The 7444-nt window shown below is 37.6% G+C and carries 5 protein-coding genes; 1 reads left to right on the plus strand and 4 read right to left on the minus strand.

All coding sequences use genetic code 11. The features are described from left to right. Positions 1 to 230: 230 nt before the first annotated feature. Together CK510_RS05100 and CK510_RS05105 are read right to left on the minus strand one after the other, a co-directional pair. Positions 231 to 1604, minus strand: a complete 1374-nt coding sequence (locus tag CK510_RS05100) for an NAD-dependent succinate-semialdehyde dehydrogenase (protein WP_095720669.1) — start codon at positions 1602 to 1604, stop codon at positions 231 to 233. 277 nt (positions 1605 to 1881) lie between these two features. Next, positions 1882 to 3492 (minus strand): adenylate/guanylate cyclase domain-containing protein, encoded by a 1611-nt coding sequence (locus CK510_RS05105; RefSeq protein WP_095720670.1) that lies wholly within the window; start codon positions 3490 to 3492, stop codon positions 1882 to 1884. A gap of 617 nt (positions 3493 to 4109) precedes the next feature. On the opposite strand from CK510_RS05105, the gene CK510_RS05110 reads away from it, so the two are divergent. Further along, on the plus strand, positions 4110 to 5630 hold the full coding sequence (locus CK510_RS05110) for a VanZ family protein (protein WP_095720671.1): 1521 nt from the start codon (positions 4110 to 4112) through the stop codon (positions 5628 to 5630). A gap of 356 nt (positions 5631 to 5986) precedes the next feature. Here the strand turns inward: CK510_RS05110 and ylqF are convergent, their stop codons facing one another. Beyond that, positions 5987 to 6895, minus strand: coding sequence for a ribosome biogenesis GTPase YlqF (ylqF, locus tag CK510_RS05115; protein WP_095720672.1), 909 nt, complete (start codon positions 6893 to 6895; stop codon positions 5987 to 5989). Between the two features lie 94 nt (positions 6896 to 6989). After that, the gene (locus tag CK510_RS05120) at positions 6990 to 7361 is read right to left on the minus strand and encodes a VOC family protein (RefSeq protein ID WP_095720673.1); all 372 of its coding nucleotides are present in this window, start codon (positions 7359 to 7361) and stop codon (positions 6990 to 6992) included. Between the last annotated feature and the right edge of the window lie 83 nt (positions 7362 to 7444).

Below are 7444 nucleotides of genomic sequence, written 5' to 3' on the forward strand. Positions count from 1 at the left end.
CCACCCTATAGACGCGGAGCGACTTCCCGTAGGATACCCTCCCCGCTTGCGAGGAGGGAACAAGATTTAATTCATTACTCCCCCTCCCCGCTAACGGGGTAGGGGGTGGGGTTCTTTATATGCATCTTCATATTAAAATGGTATTAGGGGTTAGGAATAAGGAATGAGGAGTGAAGAATTAATAATCACCTCTTAATTGATAACTCCTAACTCTCAATTCCTAACTATTTTCATTTAACCCACACTGTTTTAACATTTACAAACTCATGTATCCCCTGTATGCTGAGTTCGCGACCATAACCGGAACGTTTGATGCCACCGAAAGGTAAGCGGGGGTCGGATTTCACCATACTATTAATAAAAACAGCACCTGCTTCGATTTCATTAATTAGCCGTTGTTGTTCGTTGATATCGGTTGTCCAAGCACTCGCACCTAACCCAAAGGGGGTAGAATTAGCGATCGCGATCGCAGTGTCGATGTCGGGAACGCGAAATATCATTGCCACGGGACCAAAAAATTCTTCTTTGGCAATGTCTTTGTCTGGGGATATGTTTGTAAGTATGGTGGGTGGATAGAAGTTACCATGTTGCATATTTAATTGGGAAATGTCTCCCCCAATTAAGATTTTGCCCCCACCATTAACAGCAGTTTTTACCTGTGCATCTAATTCTTGGAGAATATCTGGTGTTGCCAGGGGTCCAATATTAGTTTCTGGTAACATCGGATCGCCAATTTTTAATGCCTGGAATTTTTCTAAGAATAATTTTTCAAATTTATCTGCAACCGACTCAGCAATAATAAAGCGTTTGGCAGCAATACAGGATTGTCCATTATTTAACAACCTGGCATTAACTGCGATCGCAGCTGCGGTTTCGATGTCCGCACTGGGGAGGACAATAAAAGGGTCACTACCTCCGAGTTCAAGAACGACTTTTTTGATTTGTTTTCCGGCATTTGCTGCCAGAGCCATTCCCGCAGGTTCGCTACCTGTGAGGGTTGCTGCTTTAACTCTATCATCGGCGATGATATCGGCAACCTTTGCTGCACCAACGAGGAATGTTTGAAATACACCCTGGGGAAAACCTGCTTTGAGGAAAATTTCTTCAATTGCAAGGGCACATTGGGGTACATTCGAGGCATGTTTTAATATACCCACATTCCCCGCCATGAGTGCGGGAGCCGCAAAGCGAAAAACTTGCCAAAATGGGAAATTCCACGGCATAACGGCGAGAATAATCCCCAATGGTTGGTATTTTACAAAGCTATTACTAGCATCCGTAGACACAGGTACATCGGCGAGAAATTGGGGTGCATGTTCGGCATAGTAGCGACAAACTAAAGCGCATTTTTCGACTTCAGCAACAGCACTTTGATAGGTTTTGCCCATTTCCAGCGTCATAATTTTGGCAAAAACAGATTTATCCTGTTCCAAAATATCTGCTGCTTGATTGAGGAAACGCGATCGCACTTCCAAGTTGGTTTGACGATACCCTTCAAAAGCTTGTTGAGCCAAATCTAATTTGGTCGAAATCTCCGTATCATTGAGTGCCTCAAAGGATTTGAGCAATTCCCCTGTAGCAGGATTGATAGTCGCGATCGCCATTACCCGACCTCCCGTAAAATACACCTTGAAGGTAGCATCGATTTTTTAGTTAACACTTATTGGTTATAGCAAAAATTTATTGAATAGCTACTTTAATTAAATTGTAGTATTTTCCTTATTCCTAAGTACCCATAAGTTCAAATATCACAACAATGACTCCATATCCCTAACCCATAAAGGAATAGAAAATACGAAGAGTCATTAAGTAGATATTAAACCAATACTCCGCGTTCCTCTGCGTTTAAAAAACAATCTCAAAACCCTCACACACTACCAATTAACCATGCATTTTAGTTTGATAAACCTTAACTAATCGATCGATTCCTTTAAATCGATATTCCCCCATTTCATAAAATGCCGAATTAGACTTTAATATTTGATAAGTTGTTTCACTCACCACACATTCACCTGGAGGACAAACACTTTCTAAACGCGAAGCCAGATTAATTGTTGCCCCCAAAGCCGTATATTCAACCCTTTGGGAACTGCCAACATCACCAACAACCGCTTTTCCACTATTAATCCCAATCCTTAATTGCAAAGGTTGATGCCAAAAATTCTTTGCATTCAAATTCTCCAAACGAATTAACATTGCTTGTGCTGCGGCAACTGCCCTATCTGCATGGTCAGGTTGCGGTTCCGGTGCGCCAAAAAAAGTCATAATACAATCACCAATATATTTATCTAAAGTGCCACCATAGGTAAAAACCTCTTGCAGCATTTCTTCAAACAATTTATTTAACATTTCGGCTATTTCCGTTGGTGTTAAACGTTCAGAAATAGCGGTAAATCCGACAATATCGGCAAACAAAATACTTATTTCACATTCCTTAGGTGGCAAACGTCCATCAGGTAAAGCACCAAGCTCAATTAACTGCTGAACAACTGCTGGTGAATGATATCTTTCTAAACGCTGACGAATGATTTCTTCGCTTTTTAATTTCTCAGCTAATAACCAACGTTGAACGCTTGATGCCACAATATTTGCTAGTGCAGAAAAAAAACTTAATTCTTGTTCTCCAGCCTCTTCCCAATGGTACGACGAAAGATGCGCGTCAGCATATAAAACACCAACAACTTTATTTTCATCCCACAAAGGTACAGCCATTGCACTGCGAATATCATTAGCTAAAATACTATGTTCACTAGCAAATCTCTCATCTTTTTGAGCATCAGCAATTTGAATTGCCACCTTCTCGGCAAATACCTTTTGACAAATACTACTACTAATCCAACTACCATCAGCAGCCAAATCCTTTTGTTCATACTTACTTCTAGCAGCAGCACTGATTAATTCTAATTTTCCACCATCTTTGACATTAATTAATAACGCTAAACGGTCAATACTATTTAAATAGCGAAATACAACTTTTTTAACTTGTAAAAATATTTCTTCAATCGATGCTGCTGCCGAAAGATTTTTAGCGATATCGACTAAATCTTTGAGACGAGCAATAGTTTTATCTTTATTTTTAGTACTACCTTCTTTTCCTTCAGCTTCAATCCAACGTTCCTGCAACTGCTGAACATTCCGCAAAATCGTGCGTTGTTCTATACCTGGGGATTTTGCTAATGTTAAAGGCTGAATATCCTCCTTGAGAATGACTTGCAAGCTAATATTACCCAGCCAAATGACATCACCATGACAAAGTGGTTGTGCTGCCGTTACTAGCTGGTTGTTGACGTGGGTACCATTTTTGCTACCCAAATCTTCAATAATCCATTGTCCTTCTGGTATTTTCAACAAACGAGCATGGTATCGAGAAATGCCTCCAAACGGCAAGTACAACTCACATTCAGGCAAACGACCAATCGTAAATGTGCCTTCTGGTACATTGACAACTTTGTCGTTACTTCCCTCCTTTAGACGCAGTTTCAGTTCAGTCATGGGTTTACGTAATTAGTGACCTCCCAGAAGGGTGCTAGAATCCTTATTTGCTCCATAATTTGCTTAGTGGTTAACCCTTCATTGCTTCTTAATCATACTCCTAGTAAATTGACGGCAACTTAGTAATATCAAGCACATAATATTGTCGCAATCAAATTCCGCGATCGCAAGGCTGAAAATAATGAAAATGATTTAATTTTCCTGGATACGGTTCGTCGATGGGGAAAAAGCCTAAGTATTATTACTTAAGTATAACAAAAGTTTGTCTGAGATAGTGTTTGTAAGTTCCCACACTCAAGTTCACATGTTTATATTCATATTTCTATGGATATAAGGAGTATTTGCTTATTCTTTACGGGAAGTTTACCCACTCTTTATTTGCTTATGGGGAAAATTATGTACAACTAAATGATGGTAGAGAATAATGGAAAAGTTTTGAGTATAAACTCAACTCAGTTCCCTGAAATTAGGAAATTGGTTAAATGGGATTTTCAAAAGCCTGATATGTAATGAATTTTTTAGTGAGTAGCTTTTTAAATTTGTAACTTCTCCCAGAAGTCAAGATGATATGAGATATCAATAGTTAGTTTTTAGTTAATTTTTCAATTTTAGGTTTTATGAGAAATAACAATACCTCTGTTCCCAAATATCTGTTTGGATTTGCAAGTGATAAATTGCTCGTAATTGCTAGTATTATAATTGTGGCGATCGCAACTCTTTATCCTTTTAATTTTTCTATTCCCCAAAACTTTTCTATTAGTACAATATTTACTAGTTTTGATAATACCAGTTTTTTCAATGACCAGATAAATAATGTTTTATTATTTATGCCTTTGGGATTTGGAATAGCCAGCATTTTTCAACGCAATAAAGTAAAGGCATTTCTGCAAATAATACTGGTCATAATTGCAGGTGCGAGTTTATCCTTTTCAGTTGAGTTGTTGCAATCATTTCTCCCTTCTCGCAGTCCAACACCTGCTGATATTCTGAATAATTCCATTGGTACTTTTGTGGGATTAGGATGTTTTTACCTGTATGATTCTCGTAGCTTTAGCAATATTATTGGTAGTATAGAAAATAGCTATTTTAGTAATTCTAACAAGAAAATTATCATTTTGTTTACTGGATATATATTACTAACTTTTGCGATTGGGATGTCCTGGCAAAATAACATTAGCTTGAGGGAATGGAATGCCAATTTTCCCCTGATTTTAGGGAATGAAACTACTGGAAATCGACCTTGGCAGGGATATATTTCCCAAATATCTTTTATTGATGAGATCGTTTCTAATAATCAGGTAAAACTAATACTGACTAATCAAAATTATTTGTTTAAGAATCAAGACTTTTTGATTGCTAATTATGATTTGAATGGAAACAACAATTATCGAGATAAAACTGGGAAACTTCCAGATTTACTATGGCAAGGAGAATTACCAAAACTAGAAAATAGGGATACAGAGAAAGGTATTATTTTAACTCCCAATAGTTGGTTGAAAAGTTCAGAATCTGCAAAATTTGTCAATCAAAAGATTGGTGAAACCTCGGAGTTTACAATAATTACAACTATCGCTTCTGCAAATTCTAATCAAACTGGTCCAGCGCGAATTATTTCACTTTCTGGTGATAGTTTGCACCGTAATTTAACTATTGGACAAGAGAAACAGGATTTGCAATTACGCTTGCGAACACCAATAACAGGACAAAATGGTTCAGATATTAATATCAGTGTTCCAAAGGTGTTTTCAGATACTAATAATCATAGAATTGTAATTACTTACTCGAAAGGGATAATTAATGTATATGTCGATAAATATGACAATGTTTATAAATTTAATTTGCTAGAATTATTACCAAATAACCAAAAGATTTTTTCCTATGCAGTGACTTTTCTCCCATTGGGATTATGCTTGGCACTTCTTAGTATTATTGCTAAACGCAAGTTTAATTTGAATCGAATTATTCTTGCCATCGGCATTTTATTCCCTTCATTAATAGTTGAAAGTATTTTAATTCATCTCAATGGCAAAAGTCTCAGCTTTATAAATTTAGCTTTTGGAATGTTTTTTACAGCTTGTACCGCTTTGCTTTTACAAGCACGAACCGCTTTATTAAGTAAAAGTGAATTAATTAATTAATTAATTAATTAAAGTACAAGAATTTGGGGAAATTTATTTATCGGTATTCCCGAATTTAAGAATATCATGGGGAAGAGCGGTAAAACCGATTGGTGTCAACTTAAGAGTAATCCAAGAAATAAATGATCCAACTGTTGATCCTGAGTCGCTATGTAATAGACAGAGATGCTTCATTGCGCTTCGCTCCATTCAGCATGACAATTGGGCACTTTTTTACTTGGAACACTCTAAGGTGAAAGCCCTACCCCCTGCGAATGTCTACGAGGCTCCTACCTCATGATATAACTGGAGGCTGGAGCCTCCTAATTGGCATTTCCAGCCAGAGGCTAGAAACGAGGAAACGAAATTATGGAAAATTAATTGATTTCTTGGTGTTCATTGGCAAATTGAGATGGTATTTCTAAGGGAATTTTACCTAATAAACCTTTGCGAAAATCAGTAAGTAATTGACGAGCAGTACGTTCAATATCCCCATTGTAACGATATTCTGCTAGTGCATGAAGGTATGCTTCACCTGTATAGTCACTAGAACCAAAATTGTAACGGTTTTTTAAAAGATTTTTGGGTAACAAATTAGACGCTACTGCTTCTAAATAAATAATAGTATCTACAAATGCAGACGCAATTAACTGATTATCATAGGAAGCATTGCCGATATCATCGCAAATCGCTAATTTGACCGCAGCATCTTGATTTTCCAATCTTAAAGGGATTATGCCAGGTGAATCGAGTAATTCTAATTGGTCGGAAATTCTCACCCAGCGTAAGGAACGAGTAACCCCCGGACGTGCAGCGCTCTCGACTACACGCTTTCCTAACAAGCGGTTAATTAAAGCTGATTTCCCTACGTTGGGAAATCCAATCACAACAGCACGGACAGGACGAGGTAACATTCCGCGACTTTTACGACGTTGATTTAGTTCTATTCCTGCATCTTGTGCGGCTTTTGCCAGTGCTTCGATACATTGCCCTTGCTTGGCATTGGTGTAATAAGGCACTTCATTATTTTGTTTAAACCAATCTGTCCAGACATGACGAACCTGTGGCGAAATCATATCCAAGCGGTTAAGTACGAGTACCCGTGATTTATTGCCAATCCAGTCGAATAATTGCGGATGGTGGGTTGACATCGGAATGCGTGCGTCACGTACTTCTAGAACTACATCGACAACCTTTAGTTGCTCTTTTAGTTTTTTTTCAGCTTTGGCGATATGTCCGGGATACCACTGGATAACGTTTAATTTATAGTTTTGGGTTAATCCCATGATTTATTTGGGTAAGGGGGAAAGGGGGAATTATAAATATAATCTTTAAGCTTAATCTTTAAATTTCATCTTTAAAATTTATTAATCATATTTTCTAATTCCCTTGATGTAATATAATCCGATTACCGTCGATATCGTGAATATATATTTCTTGTCCGTGGGATGCTGTGGTAATTTCTCCGGTTGGGGGGTAGCCTAAGTCAGTTAGATGTGCGATCGCATTTTCCAAATTTTTTACTTCTAAGCATAAACTCATTTTACTCTGGGTTGCGTTGGTAAATTCGGCTTGGTGTGTCGGTTTTGGTTTGAAGATTCCGATTTTAACACCTGGCAGTTGAAATTCTGCATATACATTGGGAATATATTTAATCGGTTGTTGGCTGAGGATATCAGTATAAAATTTAACTAGCTTTTCTAAGTTAGTCGATGCCAGAGTCACTAATGAGTCTGTTATTTGTAAAGACATTGGATAATACCCAAAAATAAATTATCCCATTTTCTGATGTGATCATCCCTACTGACTAGAGAATATGGGATATTTAAGGAATG

Source organism: Brunnivagina elsteri CCALA 953, assembly GCF_002289455.1.
In the GTDB taxonomy this organism is placed as follows: domain Bacteria; phylum Cyanobacteriota; class Cyanobacteriia; order Cyanobacteriales; family Nostocaceae; genus Brunnivagina; species Brunnivagina elsteri.

Bases quoted from the DNA above. Each gene is read 5' to 3' on its own strand.
- CK510_RS05100 (WP_095720669.1), bottom strand. From the start codon at position 1,604: ATGGCGATCGCGACTATCAATCCTGCTACAGGGGAATTGCTCAAATCC.
- CK510_RS05105 (WP_095720670.1), bottom strand. From the start codon at position 3,492: ATGACTGAACTGAAACTGCGTCTAAAGGAGGGAAGTAACGACAAAGTT.
- CK510_RS05110 (WP_095720671.1), top strand. From the start codon at position 4,110: ATGAGAAATAACAATACCTCTGTTCCCAAATATCTGTTTGGATTTGCA.
- ylqF (WP_095720672.1), bottom strand. From the start codon at position 6,895: ATGGGATTAACCCAAAACTATAAATTAAACGTTATCCAGTGGTATCCC.
- CK510_RS05120 (WP_095720673.1), bottom strand. From the start codon at position 7,361: ATGTCTTTACAAATAACAGACTCATTAGTGACTCTGGCATCGACTAAC.